We start from the raw sequence: 552 nt of genomic DNA on the forward strand, positions 1-552 counted from the left end.
GCGCGAGGGCGACCCTCCAGGCCAGCGCGCCGAGGCAGCCCAGCAGCAGCAGGACGGCCCACGGGAGCCGGAACCGCGCGCCGGAGTTACCCGCCACGCCGTCCGGCGTCGAGCTCACCGTCGCGGGCAGGCCGCCGCGCGTCACGCCCAGGTCGCCCGGCACCCCTTCCGGTTCGCGGGTTCCCGCCGGCTGCCCAGTGTCTGCGGGCCCGACCGTGTGTGCTGGTCCGACCGTGTGTGCTGGTCCGACCGTGTGTGCTGGCCCGACCGTGTCTGCTGGCCTGGTCGGTTCGGCCGCGCGGATCGTTGACGCCCACCAGACGGTGAGCGCGATCACGGTCGCCGCGACCGCGAACGGCACGGCCGCCAACGGGTCGAGGCGCGGGTCCCAGCCGTTGCGCCAGGGCGGTTCGGTGATGCCGAGGGCCGGGCCGGTGCCGGCGATCAGAGCGGTGCCGCCGAGGGCGGCGGCCGCCAGGGCGAGCCAGATCCTGGCCTCGCGGAACTCGGTGCGCTCAGGCGGCATCGGCGCGCCGCTCGGGTCCGCCGGCC

The 552-nt window shown here is 77.0% G+C and carries 1 pseudogene; it reads right to left on the minus strand.

What is annotated here, in order from left to right:
• Positions 1–526: pseudogene (locus tag MXD58_RS24720) on the minus strand (hypothetical protein); the annotation flags it as partial.
• Positions 527–552 lie beyond the last annotated feature (26 nt).

This window comes from Frankia sp. AgKG'84/4 (assembly GCF_023242965.2).
Classification (GTDB): Bacteria; Actinomycetota; Actinomycetes; order Frankiales; family Frankiaceae; genus Frankia.